This window comes from Variovorax sp. GW531-E2, assembly GCF_059423125.1.
Map to the genome: position 1 here is coordinate 59,387 of NZ_JBWKXQ010000027.1, position 21,558 is coordinate 80,944.

At 67.7% G+C, this 21,558-nt stretch carries 23 protein-coding genes and 2 tRNA genes; 12 read left to right on the forward strand and 13 right to left on the reverse strand.

What is annotated here, in order from left to right; translation table 11 throughout:
* Nucleotides 1-8: 8 nt before the first annotated feature.
* Nucleotides 9-839: a BPSS1780 family membrane protein gene (locus AC07XP_RS17060; RefSeq protein WP_062468943.1), complete on the forward strand. Its 831-nt coding sequence runs from the start codon at nt 9-11 to the stop codon at nt 837-839.
* Between the two features lie 45 nt (nt 840-884).
* On the opposite strand, the gene AC07XP_RS17065 is transcribed toward AC07XP_RS17060, so the two are convergent.
* Nucleotides 885-3,338, reverse strand: coding sequence for a UvrD-helicase domain-containing protein (locus AC07XP_RS17065; RefSeq protein ID WP_495265343.1), 2,454 nt, complete (start codon nt 3,336-3,338; stop codon nt 885-887).
* Between the two features lie 200 nt (nt 3,339-3,538).
* On the opposite strand from AC07XP_RS17065, the gene AC07XP_RS17070 reads away from it, so the two are divergent.
* The gene (locus tag AC07XP_RS17070) at nt 3,539-4,192 is read left to right on the forward strand and encodes an OmpW/AlkL family protein (protein WP_495265344.1); all 654 of its coding nucleotides are present in this window, start codon (nt 3,539-3,541) and stop codon (nt 4,190-4,192) included.
* Between the two features lie 220 nt (nt 4,193-4,412).
* Nucleotides 4,413-5,390 (forward strand): GMP reductase, encoded by a 978-nt coding sequence (locus tag AC07XP_RS17075; RefSeq protein ID WP_062468948.1) that lies wholly within the window; start codon nt 4,413-4,415, stop codon nt 5,388-5,390.
* 35 nt (nt 5,391-5,425) lie between these two features.
* Here AC07XP_RS17075 and AC07XP_RS17080 read toward each other — a convergent pair whose 3' ends face one another.
* A complete protein-coding gene (locus AC07XP_RS17080) occupies nt 5,426-6,292 on the reverse strand; it encodes an alpha/beta hydrolase (protein WP_495265345.1) in 867 nt (288 codons plus the stop codon).
* Nucleotides 6,293-6,380: 88 nt separating this feature from the next.
* Here AC07XP_RS17080 and AC07XP_RS17085 point away from each other — a divergent pair.
* Nucleotides 6,381-6,456: transfer RNA gene (locus AC07XP_RS17085), tRNA-Ala, on the forward strand.
* A gap of 75 nt (nt 6,457-6,531) precedes the next feature.
* On the opposite strand, the gene AC07XP_RS17090 is transcribed toward AC07XP_RS17085, so the two are convergent.
* Nucleotides 6,532-7,239 carry an SDR family NAD(P)-dependent oxidoreductase gene (locus AC07XP_RS17090; RefSeq protein ID WP_489061801.1) on the reverse strand — a complete coding sequence of 236 codons (708 nt, stop codon included), beginning with the start codon at nt 7,237-7,239 and terminating at the stop codon, nt 6,532-6,534.
* 150 nt (nt 7,240-7,389) lie between these two features.
* Between AC07XP_RS17090 and AC07XP_RS17095 the strand changes: the two genes are divergently transcribed.
* Nucleotides 7,390-7,465: transfer RNA gene (locus AC07XP_RS17095), tRNA-Lys, on the forward strand.
* Nucleotides 7,466-7,589: 124 nt separating this feature from the next.
* Nucleotides 7,590-7,874 carry a hypothetical protein gene (locus AC07XP_RS17100; RefSeq protein WP_062468955.1) on the forward strand — a complete coding sequence of 95 codons (285 nt, stop codon included), beginning with the start codon at nt 7,590-7,592 and terminating at the stop codon, nt 7,872-7,874.
* A gap of 5 nt (nt 7,875-7,879) precedes the next feature.
* On the opposite strand, the gene AC07XP_RS17105 is transcribed toward AC07XP_RS17100, so the two are convergent.
* The gene (locus tag AC07XP_RS17105; protein ID WP_495265346.1) at nt 7,880-8,881 is read right to left on the reverse strand and encodes an alpha/beta hydrolase; all 1,002 of its coding nucleotides are present in this window, start codon (nt 8,879-8,881) and stop codon (nt 7,880-7,882) included.
* Between the two features lie 90 nt (nt 8,882-8,971).
* Here AC07XP_RS17105 and AC07XP_RS17110 point away from each other — a divergent pair, with 90 nt between their 5' ends.
* Nucleotides 8,972-10,024, forward strand: a complete 1,053-nt coding sequence (locus tag AC07XP_RS17110; protein WP_495265347.1) for a DUF2272 domain-containing protein — start codon at nt 8,972-8,974, stop codon at nt 10,022-10,024.
* Between the two features lie 39 nt (nt 10,025-10,063).
* Here AC07XP_RS17110 and AC07XP_RS17115 read toward each other — a convergent pair whose 3' ends face one another.
* The 4 genes from AC07XP_RS17115 to AC07XP_RS17130 all read right to left on the reverse strand — a co-directional run bounded on the left by AC07XP_RS17115 (nt 10,064) and on the right by AC07XP_RS17130 (nt 12,432).
* Nucleotides 10,064-10,318: a DUF3297 family protein gene (locus tag AC07XP_RS17115; RefSeq protein ID WP_062468964.1), complete on the reverse strand. Its 255-nt coding sequence runs from the start codon at nt 10,316-10,318 to the stop codon at nt 10,064-10,066.
* A 65-nt stretch (nt 10,319-10,383) separates the two neighbouring features.
* Nucleotides 10,384-10,848, reverse strand: coding sequence for a ribonuclease HI family protein (locus AC07XP_RS17120; protein WP_495265348.1), 465 nt, complete (start codon nt 10,846-10,848; stop codon nt 10,384-10,386).
* Nucleotides 10,849-10,886: 38 nt separating this feature from the next.
* A complete protein-coding gene (locus tag AC07XP_RS17125) occupies nt 10,887-11,357 on the reverse strand; it encodes a DUF4124 domain-containing protein (protein ID WP_495265349.1) in 471 nt (156 codons plus the stop codon).
* Nucleotides 11,358-11,463: 106 nt separating this feature from the next.
* Complete coding sequence (locus tag AC07XP_RS17130; RefSeq protein ID WP_495265350.1) at nt 11,464-12,432, reverse strand: LysR family transcriptional regulator; 969 nt, start codon at nt 12,430-12,432, stop codon at nt 11,464-11,466.
* Nucleotides 12,433-12,540: 108 nt separating this feature from the next.
* Between AC07XP_RS17130 and AC07XP_RS17135 the strand changes: the two genes are divergently transcribed.
* The 5 genes from AC07XP_RS17135 (at nt 12,541) to AC07XP_RS17155 (ending at nt 17,285) form a co-directional block, all read left to right on the forward strand.
* Entirely contained in the window at nt 12,541-13,617 is a 1,077-nt protein-coding gene (locus tag AC07XP_RS17135; protein WP_495265351.1) for an aromatic ring-hydroxylating dioxygenase subunit alpha, read from the forward strand.
* Between the two features lie 3 nt (nt 13,618-13,620).
* On the forward strand, nt 13,621-14,571 hold the full coding sequence (locus AC07XP_RS17140) for a PDR/VanB family oxidoreductase (protein ID WP_495265352.1): 951 nt from the start codon (nt 13,621-13,623) through the stop codon (nt 14,569-14,571).
* 48 nt (nt 14,572-14,619) lie between these two features.
* Entirely contained in the window at nt 14,620-15,591 is a 972-nt protein-coding gene (locus tag AC07XP_RS17145; protein WP_492745123.1) for a Bug family tripartite tricarboxylate transporter substrate binding protein, read from the forward strand.
* Between the two features lie 180 nt (nt 15,592-15,771).
* On the forward strand, nt 15,772-16,722 hold the full coding sequence (locus AC07XP_RS17150) for a hypothetical protein (protein WP_492745121.1): 951 nt from the start codon (nt 15,772-15,774) through the stop codon (nt 16,720-16,722).
* Between the two features lie 74 nt (nt 16,723-16,796).
* Nucleotides 16,797-17,285 (forward strand): GFA family protein, encoded by a 489-nt coding sequence (locus tag AC07XP_RS17155; protein ID WP_495265353.1) that lies wholly within the window; start codon nt 16,797-16,799, stop codon nt 17,283-17,285.
* Nucleotides 17,286-17,652: 367 nt separating this feature from the next.
* Here the strand turns inward: AC07XP_RS17155 and AC07XP_RS17160 are convergent, their stop codons facing one another.
* From AC07XP_RS17160 to AC07XP_RS17180, 5 genes are all read right to left on the reverse strand, one after another.
* Nucleotides 17,653-18,072, reverse strand: a complete 420-nt coding sequence (locus AC07XP_RS17160; protein ID WP_492745117.1) for a hypothetical protein — start codon at nt 18,070-18,072, stop codon at nt 17,653-17,655.
* A 52-nt stretch (nt 18,073-18,124) separates the two neighbouring features.
* Nucleotides 18,125-19,018: a DMT family transporter gene (locus AC07XP_RS17165; protein ID WP_495265354.1), complete on the reverse strand. Its 894-nt coding sequence runs from the start codon at nt 19,016-19,018 to the stop codon at nt 18,125-18,127.
* A gap of 111 nt (nt 19,019-19,129) precedes the next feature.
* Complete coding sequence (locus tag AC07XP_RS17170; protein ID WP_495265355.1) at nt 19,130-20,290, reverse strand: ABC transporter substrate-binding protein; 1,161 nt, start codon at nt 20,288-20,290, stop codon at nt 19,130-19,132.
* 57 nt (nt 20,291-20,347) lie between these two features.
* Entirely contained in the window at nt 20,348-20,884 is a 537-nt protein-coding gene (locus AC07XP_RS17175; protein WP_495265356.1) for an HD domain-containing protein, read from the reverse strand.
* Nucleotides 20,885-20,953: 69 nt separating this feature from the next.
* Entirely contained in the window at nt 20,954-21,532 is a 579-nt protein-coding gene (locus AC07XP_RS17180; protein WP_495265357.1) for a dihydrofolate reductase family protein, read from the reverse strand.
* Nucleotides 21,533-21,558: the final 26 nt, after the last annotated feature.

A 21,558-nucleotide genomic window follows, 5' to 3' on the forward strand; every position in this document is an offset into this window, starting at 1 on the left:
CCGTACACATGAAACTCCACCTCGTGCCGGCGCGCACCGGCTTCGACTGGGTCCGCCTCGGACTCAAGACCTTCTGGCGCCAGCCGCTGGCCTTCATCTCGCTGTTCTTCCTGCTGATGGCGATGATCTCGACGGTGTCGATGCTGCCGCTGCTCGGCAGCGTGCTCGCACCGATCCTGCTGCCCTTCATGACGCTCGGCCTGATGGTCGCGACCTCGGTGGCAGCGACCGACAACGCCGACGGCCTGGGCAACGCGGGCGACCTGGGCCGCCCCACGGGCTCGGCCATGTTCATCGCGGTGTTCGACGCCATGCGCACCGAATGGCGCTCGCTGGTGGTGCTGGGCGTGATCTCGGCCGTGTACTTCGTGCTGGCCGTCACGCTGACGGCACTGGTCGACGGCGGCCAGCTCATGCGCGCCTACCTGTTCGACGAGGCGGTGACGCCCGAGGTCATGAAGAGCAGCGAGTTCCTCACGGCGCGCACGCTGCTGATGTGCCTGAACCTGCCGCTGTCGCTGGCCATGTGGCATGCGCCCGCGCTGGTGCACTGGCACCGCGTGGAGCCGGTGAAGAGCGTCTTCTTCAGCATCGTCGCGCTGTTCCGCAACTTCGGCGCCTACGCGCTGTTCGGCCTGGCGTGGTTCGGCGTGTTCATGCTTGCGGGCATCGCCATCGGTCTGCTCGCCACCGTGCTGATCGGCGTCGGCGCCATGGGCTCCGACGGCGCGGCCCTGGCGATCGGCAACATCCTGATGATCGGCACCGCGCTGGTGCTGGCGGCCATGTCGCTGGCCTCGACCTGGTTCACCTTCCGGGACAGCTTCGACGCGAACTGAGCGGGCATCGCCCGCTGCCCTTTCGGGCAAGCGGGACCGCCGTCCTCAGACCGGCGTGAGCTTCGCCACCGACAGCGCCAGCCACTTCACGCCGTGGCGCGCGAACTTCACCTGTGCCCGCGCGTCGTCGCCGGTGCCTTCGAGCGCGGTCACCGTGCCCTCGCCGAACTTGTTGTGGAACACCTGCATGCCTGAACGCAGGCCGTGCGACGGCGCGGTCTTCTGCGGCGGCACGGGCGGGCTGGCGAAGGTGTCCTTGCCGGCGCTGCTGCCGCCACCACCGTAGCGGTTGCCGCCGCCTCCTCCACCACCGTAGCCACCGGCACCGCCGCGCGTGCTGCCGTAGCCGCCGCCATAGCCGAAGGCCGAGGGCGCAAAGCCCTGGTTCTTCGGCGTGAGCCACTTGAGCGCGCCTTCCGGCAGCTCGTCGAAGAAGCGGCTCTTGACGTTGTAGCGCGTCTGCCCGTGCAGCATGCGCGTCTGCGAATGGCTCAGGTACAGGCGCTTGCGCGCGCGCGTGATCGCCACGTACATCAGGCGGCGTTCTTCCTCGAGGCTCTCGAAATCGCTCATCGAGTTCTCGTGCGGGAACAGGCCCTCTTCCATGCCGGTGATGAACACGCAGTCGAACTCCAGGCCCTTGGCGGCGTGCACGGTCATGAGCTGCACCGCGTCTTGCCCGGCCTGCGCCTGGTTGTCGCCCGACTCGAGCGCCGCGTGCGTCAGGAAGGCCGCGAGCGGGCTCAGCGTTTCGCCGGTTTCGGCATCGGGCGCCAGCGGCTCGTCGAGCACCGGCCGGCTGGGGTCGAGCCCCTGGCTCGCGGGCGACTGGCGCAGCTCGTCGACCGGCAACGCCACGGCGTCGCGGCCGAAGCCTTCCTGCGTGACGAAGCTTTCGGCCGCGTTCACGAGTTCGTCCAAGTTCTCGAGGCGGTCGGCGCCTTCGCGGTCGGCCTTGTAGTGTTCGACGAGGCCGCTGTGGTCGAGCACCAGCTCGATGATCTCGCGCAGGCTCACACCCTGGGTCTGCTCGCGCAGCACGTCGATCTTGGCGACGAAAGCCGTGAGGTTCGAGCCGGCCTTGCCACCGACCGCGCTCACCGCGTCGTGCAGCGAGCGCCCGGCGGCGCGCGCCGCGTCCTGCAAGCTCTCGAGCGTGCGTGCACCGATGCCGCGCGGCGGGAAGTTGACGACGCGCAGGAAGCTGGTGTCGTCGTCCTTGTTCTCGAGCAGGCGCAGGTAGGCCAGCGCATGCTTGATTTCGGCGCGCTCGAAGAAGCGCAGGCCGCCGTACACGCGGTACGGCACCGAGGCGTTGAACAGCGCCGTTTCGATCACCCGGCTCTGCGCATTGCTGCGGTAGAGCACAGCCATTTCCTTGCGATCGAAGCCGTCGCGCGCCAGCTGGCGCATTTCCTCGACCATCCACTGCGCTTCGGCGAGGTCGGTGGGCGACTCGTACACGCGCACCGGCTCGCCTGGCCCCTGATCGGTGCGCAGGTTCTTGCCCAGGCGCTTCTTGTTGTGGCTGATGAGCTCGTTGGCCGAATCGAGGATGTTGCTGTAGCTGCGGTAGTTCTGCTCCAGGACGATCTGGCGGCGCACGTCGAACTCGCGCACGAAGTCGGTCATGTTGCCCACGCGCGCGCCGCGGAAGGCATAGATGCTCTGGTCGTCGTCGCCCACGGCGATCACGCTGTTGTGCTCGCCCGGCGTGAAGTGGCCGCCGGCCGCCGTGTGGCCCGCGAGCATCTTCAGCCACGCGTACTGCAGGCGGTTGGTGTCCTGGAACTCGTCGACCATGATGTGGCGGAAGCGCCGCTGGTAGTGCTCGCGCACCGGATCGTTGTCGCGCAGCAGCTCGTAGCTGCGCAGCATCAGCTCGCCGAAGTCGACCACGCCTTCGCGCTGGCACTGCTCTTCGTACAGCTGGTAGAGCTCGACCTTCTTGCGGTCGTCGTCGCTGCGAGCCTCGATGTCGCCGGGGCGCAGGCCGTCTTCCTTGGCGCCGGCGATGAACCACTGGGTCTGCTTGGCCGGAAAGCGCTCGTCGTCGACGTTGAACTGCTTCATCAGGCGCTTGATGGCCGAGAGCTGGTCTTGTGTGTCGAGGATCTGGAAGGTCGAGGGCAGGTTGGCCAGCTTCCAGTGCGCGCGCAGCAGGCGGTTGCACAGGCCGTGGAAGGTGCCGATCCACATGCCGCGCACATTCACCGGCAGCATCGCGGTCAGCCGCGTCATCATTTCCTTGGCGGCCTTGTTGGTGAAGGTGACGGCCAGGATGCCGCCGGCGGACACCTGCCCCGTCTGCAGCAGCCAGGCGATGCGGGTGGTGAGCACCCGCGTCTTGCCGGAGCCGGCACCGGCAAGGATGAGGGCATTGCCCGCGGGCAGCGTGACGGCAGCAAGCTGCTCGGCGTTGAGGTTGTTCAGCAACGGCGAGGCAGGGCCGCCCGTATCGGCTGCGGGCGCGCCGGAAAACAGGTCGTGAGGGAGCATGGGTGCCATTGTAGAAAGCTGCCCCGCCCAGGGCCCCGCCGGGCGCGCTTGCCCCTGCGGGCATGACCTGGATCAAGGCAGTGCCCGCCGGCGTGCGCGGGCCCGCCGCGCTTGCGACAGATCAAGCGAGGCGGCCATGCCCGGCGGGAGACTGCCCTCCAGTTGCCGGCCCTGCGCGCCGGCCGTCACTGGAGAAACCCATGCCCAAGAAACTCGCCCCCGCCTGCATCGCCGCCCTGCTCGGCGCCATGGCCGTCCTGCCCGCCGCAGCGCAGGAAGCACAAGGCAACTGGCTGGTGCGCGCCCGCGCCGTGTACCTGAAGCCGGCGAACCATTCGGCGCCGGTGGCCGACCTGTCGATTCCCGCCGATGCGATCACGGTCAACAGCAAGACCATTCCCGAGCTCGACGTCACCTACTTCTTCACGCCGAACATCGCCGCCGAACTGGTGCTGACGGTGCCGCAGAAACAGACGGTCACCGTGCAGCAGAGCGCGCTGGGCAGCCCGGTGGACATCGGCACCTTCAAGCACCTGCCGCCCTCGCTCATGCTGCAGTACCACTTCATGCCCACAGCGAAGATCCGGCCCTACATCGGCGCGGGCCTGAACTACACGCGGCTGAGCAGCGTCAACCTGCAGGTGCCGACGGTCGGCCGCCTTCAGCTGCAGAACGAAAGCTTCGGCCTCGCGCTGGGCGCCGGTGTCGACATCGAGGTGGCGAAGAACACCTACCTCAACATCGACGTGAAGAAGCTGCGCATCCGCAGCGCCGTGAACATGGACGGCGTGCAGCTGTCGACCGTGAAGGTCGACCCGTGGCTGTTCGGCGTGGGCATCGGCTACCGGTTCTGACAAAGAAGCGCACCGCGGTCGTCGGGTATACGCAGCAACCCATAGGGTCAATACGCCCCGGCGACTTGCGCATCATCGCCATGGCCGTAAAATCAATCACCGGGCCCAAGTTTCTTGCGTCCGGTTTTTTTTGGCCGTCATTTTCATGACGCGACCACGAGAACCGGCCGGACCAAGCGCTCATTCGTTCCACTCAACGATTCCTTTCTGGAGCCTGGTCATGCAAATCTTCGATTACGACAACATCCTTCTGCTGCCGCGCAAATGCCGCGTGGAAAGCCGCTCGGAATGCGACGCCAGCGTCACGCTGGGCGAGCGCACCTTCCGCCTGCCGGTGGTGCCTGCCAACATGAAAACGGTGGTCGACGAGTCGATCTGCCTGTGGCTCGCGCAGAACGGTTACTTCTACGTGATGCACCGCTTCGACCTGGACAACGTCCAATTCGTGAAGGACATGCAGGGCAAGGGCGTGTTCGCCTCGATCTCGCTGGGCGTGAAGAAGCCCGACTACGACACCGTCGACCAGATGGTGGCCCAAGGCCTTGTGCCCGAATACATCACGATCGACATCGCGCACGGCCATGCCGACAGCGTGAAGAACATGATCGGCTACCTCAAGGCCAAGCTGCCCAAGTCGTTCGTGATCGCCGGCAACGTCGGCACGCCCGAAGCCGTGATCGACCTGGAGAACTGGGGCGCCGACGCGACCAAGGTCGGCATCGGCCCGGGCAAGGTCTGCATCACCAAGCTCAAGACCGGCTTCGGCACGGGCGGCTGGCAGCTGTCGGCGCTCAAGTGGTGCGCGCGCGTGGCGACCAAGCCGATCATTGCCGACGGCGGCATCCGCGACCACGGCGACATCGCCAAGAGCATCCGCTTCGGCGCGTCGATGGTCATGATCGGGTCGCTGTTCGCGGGCCACGAAGAGTCGCCGGGCAAGACGGTCGACGTCGACGGCACGCTCTTCAAGGAGTACTACGGCTCGGCCAGCGACTTCAACAAGGGCGAGTACAAGCACGTCGAAGGCAAGCGCATCCTCGAGCCCATCAAGGGCAAGCTGGCCGACACGCTGGTCGAGATGGAGCAGGACGTGCAGAGCTCGATCAGCTACGCGGGCGGCCGCACGCTGATGGACATCCGCAAGGTCAACTACGTCACGCTGGGCGGCGACAACGCCGGCGAACACCTGCTGATGTGAGCGCGACGGGCGGCCCTCCGCCCGTCTCTTTTCTTTCAGGCCTCGAGCAGCTGCACTGCGTAGCGGTGCAGCGCATGCGCCGGATCGGCCAGCGCATCGACCACGCCGAAGTGGTCCAGCCCCGGCAGCACCTCGCACACCGGCACGGTATGGCGGCCCCAGGCCTCGCGGATCATCGCGTTGTGGCGCAAGAACTCCGCGCTCTCGTTGCCCCCCACCGCCGCATAGAGCTGGCCGCGCGCCGGCGCAGGCCACAGCGCAGGGCTTGCGCGCCGCGCGTCGGCATCGGTGAGCTTCAGCGTGTGCTCGAGGAACGGCGTGCGCTGCAGCGGACGCAGGTCGAACAGGCCCGAGACCGACAGTGCATTGCGCACCAGTTGCGCGGGCAGATCGGGCGCTACGGCCTTCCAGTCGCAGGCCAGCAGCGCCGCCGCCATGTGGCCGCCGGCCGAATGCCCCGCGACGGTGATGCGCGAAGGGTCCCCGCCATGCGCCGCCACGTGGCGCCACGTCCATTCGAGCGCCCGCACCATCTGCAAGAGGATGCCCGGCACCGTCACCGGCTGGTCGACCGGACCCGGGCACAGCGCGTAGTTGGGCTGCACCACGCAGATGCCGCGGTCATGGAAGGCGGGGCTGATGAACGAGTGGTCCTTCTTGTCCATGGCGCGCCAGTAGCCGCCGTGGATGAAGACCAGTACCGGCGCATCGGGCACGGGCGCCGGAAAGACGTCGAGCGTTTCGTTCGGGCCGGTGCCGTAGGGCACGTCGATGCGGCACGGCAGCGTGTCGCGCGCCGCGGCGGAATCGCGGGCCCAGCGCGCGAAGTACGCGGGGTGTTCCTTCACCCGCGCCAGGTTGTTGTACATGCCTTCCAGCCAGGCGGGGTCGTGCGCTTCCATGCGGTGTTTGCTCCTTGTTTTTCCGGGGCGCATCTTGGCACGGCCGCGTGCATGGAAATGCGCGGCTGGATAAAATGTGGGCTGTGTTGGGGGGGTAGCTCAGCTGGGAGAGCGCCGCGTTCGCAATGCGGAGGTCGGGAGTTCGATCCTCCTCCTCTCCACCAACCGACCCAGCAAAAAGGCCTTGGCAATCGCCAAGGCCTTTTTCATTTGCAGCTGTGCGCTGCCGCCGGGAAATGTCAGGCGTCGAGCGTCAGGTGCTGGCCGTGCAATGCCGCAGCGCCCGGCGATGCCAGGAAGCCGATGGTCTGCGCCGCGACCGAGGTCGACACCCACTCGGCCGGGTTCGCGTCGGGCATCGCCTGGCGGTTGGCCGGCGTGTCGAGCACGCTGGGGGCCACGCTGTTGATGTTCACGCCGTGCGGCGCGGCCTCGGCTGCCATCGATTCCACCAGCCGCTGCAGCGCGCTCTTCGACGCGATGTACGCCGCCATGGCCGGCAGGCCGCGCGCCGCCACCTTGGCCGTCACCGCAATGATGCGGCCCGCGCGGCGCTCGATCATCGAGGGCAGCACGGCCTGCGTCACGGCGACGAACGACCAGGCGTTGAGGTTCATCATCCGGTCCCAGCTCGCGCGCGTGAGCGCGTGCGTCGCCTCGCCCATCTCGAAGCCGCCGGCAATGTGCACCAGCGCATCGACGCGGCCGAAGGCCTGCAGCACCTGGCCGGTGAGCGCGGCCATGTCGGGCGCCGAGGTCACGTCGCCAGCGAGCAGCAGGTGCTGTGAGTTGTCCAGGCCGGGGAAGACTTCGGCCAGGCGACCGGCGTGGTGATCGACCAGCGCGAGCCGCGCGCCCTGGTCAAGAAAGTGCTGGGCCACGGCCCGGCCCAGCGCGCCCGCGGCGCCGGTGATCAGTACATGGGGCGTGTTGCTTGCATCGCTCATCGAAAACTCCTCGGATAGGGGGTGGGGCGGGGCCCCGAAGGTCGCGCATCCTAACGCTCTCGTACAAATGTGCAGAAAATTTTTGAAGTCCCAAAAAGATTGGTATATACTCGTGGTCTTGCCAGAAAACACTAACGGTTTTCAAAGCAAGGGCTCTTAGCTCAGTTGGTAGAGCAGCGGACTCTTAATCCGTAGGTCGAGTGTTCGAGTCACTCAGGGCCCACCAACCAACATCGCGGCAACGCTGGAAAGCCTGCTACCCACAAGGTAGCAGGCTTTTTTCATGGTGCGTTCACTTGTACGTTTGATCGCGCCGACGCGACCCTTCGCAAGCCCCTCCCCGACATCCCGTGAAGAAATCCAAACCCGCGCCATCGCCGAAATCCTTCGACCTCAAGCAGCACTGGCATTGGGGCCGCGGCATGCGCCAGTTGCGCATCGCCGACTTCCTGAAGGACGGCCGCCTGCTGGTCCCCGGCGACCTGACGGGCGAAGGCCCGGCCACCGACGACGGCACCGGCGCGCTGCGCACCGTGGGCGGCGTGCAGGTCGGCAGCGCCGACTACGAAACCGGCCTGATGTGGGTCGGCCGCAAGCTGCGCGAAGGCGACCTGCCGAGCAAGCCCCAGGGCTGATGCGGCTACGGCGCCGTGACGCGCCGGAGAAACTGCAGCGAGCGCTCCAGCGCCAGCCGCCCCGGCGCATCGTCGAGGTTGAACTGGTACTCGTGCGGCAACGCCGGCGCCTGATCGGCGGGGAAGAACAGGCTGTCGACCTGCACGCCTTTGGCGACCAAGGTCTGCGCCATCGACCGCGACTGCCCTTCGAGCGGATCGCCGTTGCCCGCAGTGATGAATGACGGCGGAAAAGCCCCGGTCACATAACGACGCACCGACGCGGTCTCGAAGGCCGGCGCGTTCTGGAAATCCTTGCTGCCGCTGTATGACCAGAACACGGTCCGCAGGAAGCCACCGAACGCACCGTCGAGTTTGGCCTGCGCCGCGTCGTAGGCACCGCAGTGCAGCAGCATGCCGCGCAGCTGCTCGCGCGCGATGACGGGCGTGAGGCCCACGGCTTTCGCATAGCCGGGCACGGCCACCGCGTTCGCGACCTGCGCGACGATGTGCGCGCCCGCCGAGTCGCCGGCCAGCACGAGCCGCGCGGGGTCCACGCCCAGCCGCGCCGCCTCGCGCACCAGATAACCCAGCGCCGTGTTCACCTGCCGCACCGGTACCGGATAGCCCTGGCCCGGCGCGATCGAATAGCCAACTGCCACGACAGTGAAGCCCTGCCCCGCCAGCACGCGCGCGTAGTTCGCCACGTCGCGCCGGTGGCCCGAGACCCAGGCGCCGCCGTGCACCCACACGATGGTGGGCAAGGGCTGCGCGCCCGCCGAGGCCGGACGGAACACGTCGAGGTAGGCATCCGGGTCGGCCTCGTCGTAGTGCTGATCGAGCACCGCCGAGATGCCAGTCGGCACGTGCTTCTGCAGCGACTGCGACGCGGCGTCCGAGCCCTTGCCGAAGGCGTAGCGGATCATCAGCACCGAAGGCCACGGGCTCCACTGGAACGCGGCATAGCCCACGATCACGAGGCCGGCGATGACGCCGAGGATTCGCAGCAGGATGGTCTTGAGCTTCACGGTGGAGCGCCTGCACCGGACGGCCCGGCGCTTCAGGGAGCGCCCTGCATTCTGCTTGCCACGGGCAGTGCCCCGCTATCCTCGCCTCACATGCCGCCACCGCCCGTCATCGCGCCCTCCTCCGCGCTCACACAGCCGCTGCGCCACGCCGCGCGCACGCTGTGCGCAGCCCTGACGTTCGCGGCGGCGCCCACCTTCGCATCGGCCGCGTCCGGCTGCCTTGCCACGGCCTCCTACATTCCGCCGCCGCCCCGTGCCCTCGCGATGGCCGCGCTGGCCCGACAAGAGCACGTTGCCTTCGGCAGCCAGACGATGGACGCCGAAGGCCGACTCACCGAGTCTGGCTATTCGGAAGCAGAAGACACGCGCCATCCGATCGACGCGCTGCCCGCATGGCAACGCGTGCTGCGTTACTGGCGCGCGGTCGATTCGTCGAGTGAGCGGCTGCCTTCTCTCGTTCGCTTCGGCGCCCCGCAGGCGGCCGACCGCACGCGGTTGACCGACGCGCTGAACCAGGCGAGCGCGGCGCGCCTGCAAGGCCTGGGTGTCGGCCCCGGCCAGGGGCTGGACGCGTCGGACCAGCGCGCCCTCGAAGTGGCCCTGCAGCGCGTCGCGGTGATCGACACGCCCTGGTCCGCCGCGTTCATCAGCTGGGTGGCGCGCGGGGCCGGGCTCGGCGCCGACGAGTTCGTCTTTTCCGAGGCGCACGTCGACTACGCCGGCGCCGCGTGGCAGGCCGGCATCGACGAGGCCACGGGCCGCGCGACACCGCAGGCCTTGCGCGCCTGCGACCTGATGCGCACGCCGCCGCGCCCGGGCGACCTGGTCTGCCATGCACGCGGCCCGCGCGGTGCCGCGCTCGACGGCTTCGGCAAGATCGGCGAGTGGCTCGCCGGGCGCCCCACGGGTGGCGCACCGTTGCCGATGCACTGCGATGTGGTGGTGGGCGTGGACGGTGCGGGCTTCGATGCCGTGGGTGGCAACGTGCTGCAGTCGGTCACCTTGCGGCGCCTGGCCTTTGCGCCCGGCACGCGGCTGCTGGACCCGAGCTACCTGTCCGAAGGCTGCACGGCGGGCGGCAGCGCATGCATCGATCGCCACATGAGCCGGCAGCCGTGGTCGCTGCTGCTGCAGTGGCGCTGAAAGAAGAACAGGAACGGTGGGGGCTTGTGCCCCGGGCCGTCAGTCGCGGTAGTACACCTCGACAGCGCCCTTGAGCTTGATCAGCAGCGGATAGCCCTTGCGGTCCAGCGTGCGGCCGGCGGGCACCTTGATCCAGCCTTCGCTGATGCAGTATTCCTCGACGTCCAGGCGGTCCTTGCCGTTGAAGCGGATGCCGATCGGGTGCTCGAACACGGCGGGAATGTGGTGCGGGCTGCGCGGATCGGTCGAGAGGTGGTCGGGCAGCGTGGGCTTGGAGGTGGCTTCTTCGGTCATGGGGAAACGGGTGTCTGAATCGACCCGAATGATAGAACCTGCCGCATGCCCCTTCGCGGGCGCCGCTAGCGCCGCTTCTTCCAGGCCTTGGGCGGCGGCTTCGGCCCGAAGCCCAGCGCGGCCCGCGCGAGCGCGTCGGCCTCGCCGTTGCGGTGGCGCGGAATCCATTGCACGCGCGCCTCGTCGAAGCTCTGCAGCAGCGTGCGCGCCTCCTCGAACAGCGGCGCCATGCGCACGATCGGCCGCACGTCGGCAGCGCCGCTCAGCTGTTCGACCAGCGTGCTGTTGTCGCTGAAGGCCTGCACGCTCGTGGCGCCGCGCGCCTGCAGCTCGCGCAGCGCGAGCGTGAGCGCCCGCAGCTCGGCCTCGTTGTTGCAGCCCGTGGTGTGCGTGGCCTGCGAGAGGGTGTGGCGGGTGCCGTCGGGCTGCGTGATGACGACGCCGACGCCCATGCGCCCGGGGTTCGGCATGGCGCTGCCGTCGCAATGGACGACCCAAGGGGAAAGGCGCTCGGGCGCGGCAACGGTCATGAAGAAACAGGAAGCAGAGGAACGAGGAACGAACGCGCTCAGCAGTTGCTGCGCTTGATGCCCGCGAGATTGCACGGCCGCTGGCCGGGCGGTGGCCCGGGGTCGCGCGGCGGACGCGGCGGCCGGGGGTGATACCCCGGTCGCGGCGGGCCGTAGTACGGATCGCCGCCCCAGATGTAGGTCGGCCCCGGGTCGGCCGCGGGCGCCTCGCCCCCCGGGTAACGCGGAATGATGGCCGGCCCCGAGGGCGCGGGCTGCGGCGGTGGCGCGGACGGTGCCGCGTAGTCCGGCCGGCGCGGCTCAGCTTCCTCGTTGGAGACACGCGGCGGCGCAGGCGGCGGCTCGTCGATGCGCAGCTGCCGCGACTGCCGCGTGCCCGGCGGGCAGGCGCCGTCGGTGTAGACGATGCGGCCGTCGGCGTCGGTGCAACGCACCACCTCCGCCTGCGCGGCCGGAGCGGCCACGACAAGCCAGAGCAGCGAAACGAAGAGAAAGGTGGGCGAGCGCATGGAGACGCCCTTTGTAACAGTGCGCGGCCGCTCGAACAAGCGGGCACGCAGAAACGGGTGGGGGATGAGGTTCGCAGCAGAGGGAAAGTCGATGCCGGCCGGCGCGTCAACGCGACTTGGCTCGCGCACTTTTCCTGGCCGGAGGCTCGGCCTGCGTGGTGATGCGTGGGTAGTGCTCGAAGGTATGTTTCATCACATCGCGCAGCCAGACCACGGCAGGGTCGTGGTGAAAGCGCGGATGCCAGTGCTGGTTGAGTTGAAACTGGGGCACGGGCACCGGCGGCTCGAACATGCGCACCGTGCCCATGCGGGCGAAGACCTCCGCCAACTCGCGCGGCACGGTCGCGAGCAGATCGGCGTGCCGGTCCATCAGGAGCGGAACCATCAGGAAGTGGGGCGTCATCACGGCCACGGTGCGGCGGATGCCCTGGTCTTCCAGCACCTTGTCGTAGCTCTCCGCCGAGTGGCCGGTGAGCGAGACCACGATGTGCCGCATCGCCTCGAAGCGCTCGCGCGTGAGGGTGGCGCCGATGTCCTTGTTCCGCGCGCTGGCGATGGTCACGAAGGAGTGCAGGAACAGGCGCTGATGAAACAGCCCCTCGGGCGCCGCACGGATGGACCCCACCGCCAGGTCGGCCTCTCCTGACGCAAGCAGCCCTTCGACCTGCTCGAGCGGCACCTGCAGCGTGCGCAGCGAACAACCGGGCGCCTCCTTCTTGAAGCGCTCGAGCAGCGGCGGCAGGAACACCAGTTCGCCCATGTCGGTCATGCACAGGGTGAAGGTGCGTCGCGCCAGTGCGGGCTCGAACCGTGCGCCCGCCAGGATCTGCTGGCGCACGGTGCTCATCACCTCCACCACCGCGGCGCGCATGCCCTCGGCCTTGCGCGTGGGCTCCATGCGGCTGCCGACCTTGACGAACAAGGGGTCGTCGAAGAAAGCACGCAGCCGGTTGAGCGCGTGGCTCATCGCGCTCTGCGTCAGCCCGAGGCCCTGCGCGGCCTTCGTGACACTGGCCTCGCGAAACATCGCGTCGAAGACCGCCAGCAAATTCAGGTCGAGGTTTTCCGCATGCATGCCGCGCATTCTAGGAATGACTGAAATGACATTGATACATGAGAACCCTCGTCCTACGCTCTGCCCATGCCGTGACCCGAACGCGGCGAACAACAAAGGAGACGCCCCATGTTCATCAAAAACACCTGGTACGTGGCTGCCTGGGACAACGAGCTCACGCCGCAGGGCCTGTTCGCCCGCACCATCATCGGCGTGCCCGTTCTCATGTACCGCAAGGACGACGGCGAGATCGTCGCCATGGAAGACCGCTGCTGCCACCGCGGCGCGCCCCTGTCGGTGGGGCGGCGAGAAGGCGACTGCGTGCGCTGCATGTACCACGGCCTGAAGTTCGACGCCTCGGGCCAGTGCATCGAGGCGCCCGCCCAGAAGCGCATTCCCATCCAGGCCAGGGTGCGCACCTTCCCGGTGGTGCAACGCCACCGCTGGGTCTGGATCTGGATGGGCGCTCCCGACAAGGCCGACCCTGCGCTGATCCCCGACACGCCCTGGCTGGACGACCCGCACTGGCGCAGCCTGGACGGCTACATCCACTACGACGTCAACTACCTGCTGATCTGCGACAACCTGCTGGACTTTTCCCACCTGCCCTTCGTGCACCCGACCACGCTGGGAGGCAGTGCGGACTACGCCGCCGCCCAGCCCAAGGTCGAACGCATCGACAACGGCGTGCGCATCACCCGGTGGGCCCTCGACACCGAGCCGCCGCCTTTTGCCCAGGCGGTCAAGGACTGGGGCAGCAGGGTCGATCGATGGAACATCTACAACTTCACCATCCCGGCCGTCCTGCTGATGGACTCCGGCATGGCGCCCACCGGCCAGGGCGCTGCCGAAGGCAACCGCGACGGTGCGATCGAATTTCGTGGCTGCCAGGCCATCACGCCCGAGACGGAAAACTCCACCCACTACTTCTTCGCGCATCCCCACAACTTCGCCATCGACCAACCCGAAGTCACGCACTCGATCCACCAGGCCGTGGTGGATGCCTTCGATGAAGACCGCGACATCATCACCGCGCAGCAAAGGAGCCTGGCGCTGGCGCCCGACTTCAAGATGATGGCCTTCGGCATCGACGCCGCGCTGAACCAGTTCCGCTGGATGGTCTCGCGCCGGCTGGAAGAAGAAGCGCTCGAGGAAGCCGCGGCCCGCCCTGCCGCCACAGCAGCGCCCGAACCCGTCAAGGCCTGAGCCATGAAGCTCCTCGTCACCCGCCTCACGCAAGAGGCGCAGGATGTGCTCGGCTTGGAATTGCGTGCGCAGGACGGCACCGCGCTGCCGCCCTTCACCTCGGGCGCCCATGTGGACCTGCTGCTGCCCGGCGACATCCGCCGCCAGTACTCGCTGGCCAACTCGCCGCTGGAGCGCCACCGCTACGTGCTCGGTGTGGGCCTGGCGCCAGCTTCGCGCGGCGGCTCGGCCTTCGTTCACCAGCGCCTTGCCGTGGGCGATGTGCTCGAGGTGGGCGCGCCGCGCGCCCTGTTCGGCATCGACCCGGCCGCCACCGAGCATCTGTTCGTGGCCGGGGGCATCGGCATCACGCCCATCCTGAGCATGATCCTCTGGTGCGAGGCCAACGCCAGGCCCTGGAAGCTGCTGTACTGCGTGCGCACGCGGGCCCGTGCCGCCTATGCGTGGACATTGGCGCGCCACCATGACCGCGTGCAGCTGCACGTGGACCAGGAAGCGGCGGGCACGCCACCCGACCTGGCGGGCTGGCTGGCCGGCGCGGCCCCGGGCGCCCACCTCTACTGCTGCGGCCCCGAAGGGCTGATGAATGCGGTCGGCGCGGCCGCAGGCGTTGTCGGCATCGACAAGGCGGCGACCCATTTCGAACGCTTCGCACCGCCGGAACCCGCCACGCCCGCAGCGCCGGCCGGCGCCTTCACCGTGGTGCTGCATCGCAGCGGCCAGAGGATCGAGGTCGCACCGCGGCAGAGCCTGCTCGACGCACTGGAAGGCGCCAACGTCAGCATTCCCTTCTCGTGCCGCGAAGGCATGTGCCGCAGCTGCGAGGTGCCGCTGCTCGAGGGCGAGGCGGATCACCGCGACTTCGTGCTCAGCGACGAGGAGCGCGACAGCCACACCTGCATCCTGCCCTGCGTGTCTCGCGCGCGCAGCGCCGTGCTCGTTCTCGATCTCTGACGCCCCCAACAACAAGCAGACCACCCAACCCCACCACTGGAGACAACCATGTTCAAGAAAATGACTGCCGCATGCGCAGCGATCACGCTGGCGCTGCCCATCGCCGCGCAGGAGAGCTACCCCTCGCGGCCGATCCGCCTCGTCGTGCCCTACGCCGCCGGCGGTGCGACCGACTTCGTGGCACGCACCCTGGGCGATCGCCTGTCGAAATCGATGGGGCAGCCGGTGGTGGTGGACAACAAAGCGGGTGCGGCAGGCGCCATCGGCGCCGGCGAAGTCGGCCGCGCCAAGCCCGACGGCTACACGCTGCTGATGACCATCACCGATTCGCAGATCAACAACACGGCGCTGTTCAAGACCCTGGCCTACGACCCGCAGAAGGACTTCGTCGGCGTCACGCAGGTGGTGCGCAGCCCGGCGCTGATTTCCACGCACCCCGGCACCGGCATCAAGAGCATCGAAGACCTGAAGGCCAAGGTGGCCAAGGGCGGCGCGAAGCTGAGCTACGGGTCCTGGGGCGTGGGCGGGCTGGGCCATCTGGCCGGCGAGAGCCTCAACCGCGGCCTGAATGCAGGCATGGTGCATGTGCCGCAACGCGGCGAAGGGCCCGTGGTGACCGACCTGCTGTCGGGCACCATCGACGTCGGACTGTCGTCAGTGCCCAGTGCGATGCAGCATGTGCCAACGGGCAAGGTCGTGCCGCTGGCCGTGCTGGGACGACAACGCTCCACCTCGCTCCCGCAGGTTCCGACCATGAACGAGCTGGGCTTCAAGGACCCGCTCTACGACACCAACGTCTGGATCGGGCTGCTGGCACCGGCGAAGACGCCACAGCCCATCGTCGACAAGCTGGCCCGGGAAGTGCGCGCCATCGTCGGCTCGCCCGATGTCAGCCAGCTGTTCGTGGGCCGGGGCTTCGAGGTGATGAACAGCACGCCCGAGCAGTTCGCGGCGTCGTACAAGGAGGAGTTCAACGTGATCACCAGGCGGATGCGCGAGCTGGGCGTCGAGGCGCAATAAGGCCAGTGACCACCCGGACCGTCATGCAAGGACGACCGATGCATCTGCCGGGCGCCGACCGCCAGTGACTGCGTGGCCGGCCGCATCAGGCGTTCCCTAGGCGACAGGCGCGGCGCGGAGACTTTGCCATCATCGCGAACTCGACTGGCGCCCGCCGCCGGCTACACGGAGCCCTCCCCCATGACCTCGCCTTTCACCACCACCGCTCTCGGCCTGTGCGGCCCGCTGCGCCAGCCGCGCCAGATGCTGGCCGACCAGACCTACGACGACCACAAGTCGATCCACGACGACGCGACGGCCGAAACGCTGGGCCTGCGCGCCGGGCCGATCGAAGGGCCGACGCACTTCAGCCAGTTCGACCCCTTGCTGTTCCATGTGTTCGGACAGGCCTGGTTCGAGACCGGCTGCATCAGCGCCCACTACCAGAACATGGTGGTGGAAGGCGAGTCGGTGCGCGCCTTTGTCGACCTGCCCGCGCCCGGCGCCACCTTCGTGCGCCTGCGCGCCGAGAAGGCCGACGGCACGCCGGTGCTGACCGGCACCGCGTCGGTGGGCGATGCCTCGCAGTACCCGCACGAGCTGCCGCAGCGCATCGCGAAGCTGCGCCCGCCCCAGGGCCTGGTCATCAACCGCGACCTGCGCGTGGGCCAGCGCGGCGCCGTCGTCGAGAAGATCCGCATGGGCTTCGACCAGCACATGGGCGACCACTACCCCTTCACGCTCGCGGACAAGCTCAAGGTCATCACCGAGCCCTGCGACTGGTACACAGCCGAAGGCGGCCAGCGCTCGCCGTGGGGCCGGGCCATCATCCCGACCGAGATGATCAGCGTGCTGCTCGGCTCCACCAGCGCCGAGGCGCAACTGAATGGCCGCAAGCCGGCCGTGGGCCTGTTCGCCGGACAGGAGATCCGCCTCATCAAGGGCCCGCTCTTCGTCGACCAGGACTACGAACTGGAGCGCGAGATCATCGCGCTGAGCGAAAGCGCGCGCACCGAATCCGTGTGGGTGCGCACCCAGGTCTACGAGATGCCGTCGCGCACCCTCGTGGCCGAGATGATCCTCAATGGCGCGACGATGAAGGCGTCGTACCCCCACTACGAAGCCGAGGCCAAGGAGCTGGGGCTGGCCTGAGCGCGCGGTTCGCGCAGCTGCATCGAACGCCGTCGATCGAGGGGGCAGAATCCCCTCTTTTTTCCGGGTGCCGTATGCCAGCTGTACTTGAAGGGGGTTGCCTCTGCGGCAAGGTCCGATTCAGCACGACCCAGCCGCCGCTGCGCACGTTCGCGTGCCATTGCACGTTCTGCCAGCGCATGACCGGCACGTCTTTCTATGCCGAGTCGCTTTTTCCGATGGACGCCGTGCAGTTCAACGAAGGCGAACTGCGGCAGTACGCGCACCGATCGGACGGCAGCCACAAGCAGGTCTTCGTTCATTTCTGCCCCTCGTGTGGCACGACGATGGGCCTGACCTTCGAGCGTTGGCCCGATGTGCGCGCCATCTCGCGCGGTTGCTATGACGACCCCAATGCGGTCGAACTCACGAGCCACATCTGGACCCGCTCCGCCCAAAGCGGCGTGGCCTTGCCGGCCGATGTGGATTGCTTTGCCGGGGCACGGGCCACGCTCGATGGCCAGCCGGAAGTGGCCTCGCGGCATGAGACGCCCGTATTGGCTCGACAAGACGGCGGGGCCTGAACTCTCGCTTCAGCCGGCCATCAGCGGCCATTCGCCCGACGACGGCGAAGCACGACCCCCAGGTAGTAGACCGAGGCGCACGTGAAGAGGCCAGCGACCACGGACCAGACGGCGCCCCCGCCGATCAGATTGGCGCCGTCGGGCGCGAGGCAGCTGGATGCGGATGCTTCAATGCAGTCCCTGTGCCTGTAGTACCGCTCATGGAACGCCCACCAGAAGAACCCCGCCGCGGCGGCGCATGCGACGCAGAGGATGGCGGGCCGGGTGATTGGAAGAGGGTCTGTGGTCATGGGCTTGGATCGCCATGCCGGGCAGCCAAGGGGCCGCGGAGCACGATGCGAATGAGCGCTTTCCTCACGGCGGACGTTCAGCGCGGCCGAGACGCCACACGGAGCGCTTCTTCCCTGATGTACGAAGAGGCCGCCGTCTTCGCCAGATCGTGCAGCGTCTGCAGCAATGAGACGCCGCCGATCTCCGTCGTGCCGGCGTTCAAGATGCGCCCGACCATCGTGATGCCGAGTTCGCTGGGCTGTCGCGCGAGGGAGCGAAGAAGCTCCGGCTGGTAGTTGGGCAAGCTCTCCAATCCGTGAACGATGGTCCACATGACCCCGTAGCCGTCTTCCTCCGGGTAGCGCTCGAAGACGCTCAGCATTTCGGGCATGGCCTGCTCCGGACTGCCTGCCCGCCAGAGTTCATCCAGAAGCGAGTCCAGGTGGCGCCAGTTGCCGTCCTCCGGCGGTTCGAAGTTGGCGATGTCGTGAGCGATCTCGGAAGTGGTTCGAGGCATTGAAAGTCTTGTGCGCGTGGCTGCTTCCGGCCGACTGTAGCCGCTCAATAGCTCAGGCGGCCTTGCGCTTTTTCTGTACCGACCTCGGCGCCTCGCTGCGCGCCAGCCACAGTCCGCTCGCAACGATCAGCGCCCCGCCGCCCAGCGTCCACGCATCGGGCGCGGCCTGCCAGAACACCCAGTCCATCACGAGCGCCCACGCGAGCGCGCTGTATTCGAAGGGCGCAATGGCCGCGGCCTGGCCGTGGCGGAAGGCCTCGGCGATGGCCAGCTGGCCCAGGAAACCGCTGAGGGCCAGGCCCGCCAGCGCCCACGCGTGCCCGGCCTGCAGCGGCACCCATTGCGGCGCCGCGAACAGGCTGCCGCCGACGGCCATGCCCGCAGTGGTCCAGAAGACCAGCGCGGCGCTCGGCTCGGTGCGGCTGATGAGCCGGCCCAGCATGTTCGACAGCGCATAGCAGACGGCCGCCACCAGGATCGCCAGCGCACCCGTCGAGAGGAAGGCCCCCTGCTCGGGCCGCAGCGCGACCACCACGCCGACGAAGCCCAGCCCGATGGCGATCCAGTGCCGCGGCTGCACCGATTCGCCCAGCATCGGCACGGCGATGAGCACCATCAGCAACGGCGCGATGAACGTGAGCGTGTAGGCCTCGGCCAGGCCCAGGGTCTTCAGGCCGTGGACGAAGAGCACCAGCATCGTCATGTTCAGCGCCGTGCGCAGCAGGTGCAGGCGCCAGCGCAGCCGGCGGTTGAAAACACCGGCTGCCTCGCGCCGCCAGGCGATGTACAGGCACACCAGGGGCAGCGCCGTGAGACCGCGCAGCGCCATCACCTGCACCGGCGGGTAGTGCCCGGCCAGGGTCTTGAGCAGCGCGTCCATGCAGGCGAAGAAGGCGCAGGCCAACAGCATCGCGGCGATGCCGCGCAGGGTTCCGGTCGGGTGCATGGTCAGGCTGTGGTCTCGCGGTAGTGGCCGGGAGGGACGGGGTTTGTTCTTGAACGCCGAGCATAGGCGCTGCGAACGTCGGGGTCTTGGCCAGATGCCGCCAGCCCCTGCCTACCGACACTCGTTCCAGTACCCATCCGGGTTCGCCTCCAGCGGCGTGGCGATCCGCTTGAGCGACGTGCGGCCCTGCGCGTCCTTCGCGACCACGAAGATGTGCCCGTCCTGCACCGGGAAACCGTTGCGCAGAAACTTGAAGCCGCTGCGCACCGACGAGAAGTCGGCCTCATTGAGTGCGTTGCGCAAGGCACCGCGATCGGCGACGGAGCCCTTGGTCTCCTTCAGCGCGCTGTCGATCAGGAGCGCCGCATCGAAACCTTGCGCCGCGTACTGCGAGGGAATGCGCCCGTGCTTCTTTTCGAAGGCGGCAACGAAAGCCTTGCTCGTCGGGCTCGGCAGGTCGGGGCCCCAGACCGCGCCGGCCACCACACCAAGCGCGGCATCCTTGAGCAGCGGCAATGTCGTGCCATCGACCGTGCCCACGGTCAGCAAGGGCACCTTGTTCAGCAGGCCCGAGCGGTTCATCTGCTGGATGAAGTTCACGCCCATGTCGCCCGGCAGGAAGGCCACCACCGCATCGGGCGCTACGCGCTGGATCTGCGCCAGCGCTGCCGCGTAATCGGCCTGGTCGGGCTTGACGTTGATCTCGCTCACCACCTCGCCCGAGTAGTAGCGCTTGAAGCCGCGCAGCTGGTCTTTGCCCGCTGCGTTGTCGGGCGCAATGAACAGCGTCTTCCAGTAGCCCTTGTCGACCGCGTAGCGTCCCACGATCCCGGCCTGGTACTCGTCCTGGTACGAGGCGAAGACGAACCGGGTGTTGCACTGCTTGCCGGCGATTGGCGCGGGGCCGGCATTCGAGCCGACGAACAGCATGCCCGCCCGGGCCATCGGCTTGGCCATGGCCATCATCACGTCGGAGAAGGTCACGCCGGTGATGAAGCTGACCTTGTCCTTCTCGATCAGGCTCTGCACCAGCTGCGCCCCGCGCTCGGGGTTGTGCTGGTCGTCTTCCTTGAGGACCGCCACGGGAACGCCGCCGAGCATGCCTTGGCGCTGCTCGACCGCCAGCATGAAGCCGTCGTACTGCTCCTGCCCGAGCGCGGCCCCGGGGCCGGAGAGCGTGCCGATGAAGCCGATGTTGACCTGCGCGGAAACGGCCAATGCCGCGGCGCCCAAGGTGCAGGCCACGAGGGCCGTGCGGATGCGGTGGATCAATGTGTTCTCTGTGAATGAGTGGGGTAAGTGGTCAGAAGCAACAGGGTTCGACCCTGGTCAGCTTTCGGCCTTGCTCGCGTTCCGTGGCTGCTTCTCATCACTCATCAGCTCGTCGAGTTCAGACCAGAGCGCATCGCAGAGGCCTGCCCGAAATGCAGCGGCCTTGAACACTACATGCTCACCACGATAGACGCTCCACAGGTCGCGATGGGCATCGGCCACACAGGCTCGAACGTTCGAGAGGCGGTCAGCCACTTTCACGACCAGCGCCAGTTCCTCCGCCCCTGTCACTCTGGCCAGCTTCGCGTAGGTCTTCGACTTGCGCTCCTTCCTGTTCGCACCAGGTTCATCCGTGAGGAGTGCGACGCACGCAGCAACCTGATCGCCGAAGCGCAGACGTACTTCAGCAAGTGTCGCGTCGGTGTCTTCAACCACATCGTGCAGATACCCGATGACCTGAGCCTCCTGACCGTACGGCAGAAGGGTCAGCGCAACGGCATCCAGATGGTGCGAGTACGGGTGCGCTCCGTACATTTGCGCGCCGTGCATGCTGAGTGCATAGGCGCGGGCGGCGGAAAGGCTGGAGGTGTTCATGAGGCGTTTGGACGGGGCAGATGGGTCTGGCGTGACGCCGAATTTCGTTTGTGATGTCGGACTGTTCGACTACCCGGCTTTCAAAGGACCGGCGACTTTGTAGGCTCTGAGGAGGATGCCTGATGGCATTGCTTTCGTGGTGACGAGTTCGAAGGCGCGGGGTGGCGTTCCCTGCGCGAAAAAGCGCTTTCCAGCCCCCAGCAGCACCGGATAGACGACCAGCAGCACTTCATCGGCAAGGCCATGCTCCAGCAGCGTCGATGTCAGCGAGGAACTGCCCCAGAGGATCAGGTTCGGGCCCGCCTGCGACTTGATGCGGCGAACGCCTTCGACGACGTCCGGCCCCACGCTTTCGAATGGGCCCCACGAAAGGCTTTCGGGGCGGTGGGTCACGACATGCTTGGTCGCCGCATTCAAGCCGTCCGCCATCGCGCTGCTCGGTGCCTTGGGCCAGTAGTCCGACCACATGTCGTAGGTGCGACGCCCGAGCAGCAGGTCGAAGTGCCCGCCATGCGCGGCAAGCACCTCATCCCGGCCGGCGGGGCTGCGGTAGGGCGCGGTCCAGTCCGCGCACGGAAAACCGTCTTCGCCCGAGGTCTGGATCACGCCATCCAGCGAGATGTGCTCCATGATTTTCAGCGTTCTCATGCGGGTCTCCTTGCTTGGGGTGGGAG